Origin of the sequence: Streptomyces sp. SP18CS02, from assembly GCF_036322365.1 — a bacterium.
Taxonomy (GTDB): domain Bacteria; phylum Actinomycetota; class Actinomycetes; order Streptomycetales; family Streptomycetaceae; genus Streptomyces.
In genome coordinates this window covers 1-414 of record NZ_JAQYXC010000219.1, presented here as the reverse complement: position 1 = coordinate 414, position 414 = coordinate 1, and the positions used below count along the sequence as shown (strand labels likewise).

1 protein-coding gene is annotated in these 414 nt (G+C 68.1%); it reads left to right on the top strand.

Translation table 11 applies throughout. From position 1 onward, the window contains the following. Window positions 1-20: 20 nt before the first annotated feature. Window positions 21-414, top strand: a 394-nt coding sequence (locus PUR26_RS02110; RefSeq protein ID WP_329868557.1) for an AMP-binding protein, incomplete at its 3' end; no start/stop codon positions are given.

The following is a 414-nucleotide window of genomic DNA, read 5'->3' as shown; positions in this document are numbered from 1 at the left end:
TTGCCGGGGTGCGGCAGTTGATGACGGGTGGTGAGCCGTTGTCGGTGGCGCATGTGGCGAAGGCGTTGGGGGAGTATCCGGGGTTGCGGCTGGTGAACGGGTATTCGCCGGTCGAGTCGATGATCTTCACCTGCTGTCACACGGTCGAGGGGGGTGACACGGCCGGTTCGTCGGTTCCGGTCGGCCGGCCGGTGGCGAACAAGCGGGTGTACGTCCTCGATGAGGGGCTTCGCCCGGTGCCGGTCGGTGTGGTGGGTGAGCTGTATATGGCGGGTGTGGGTCTGGCCCGGGGGTATGCGGGTCAGCCGGGGCTGACGGCGGAGCGTTTCGTCGCCCACCCCTACGGTTCTCCGGGGGAGCGGGTCTATCGCACGGGTGATCTGGTGCGGTGGCGGGCCGATGGTGTCCTGGAGT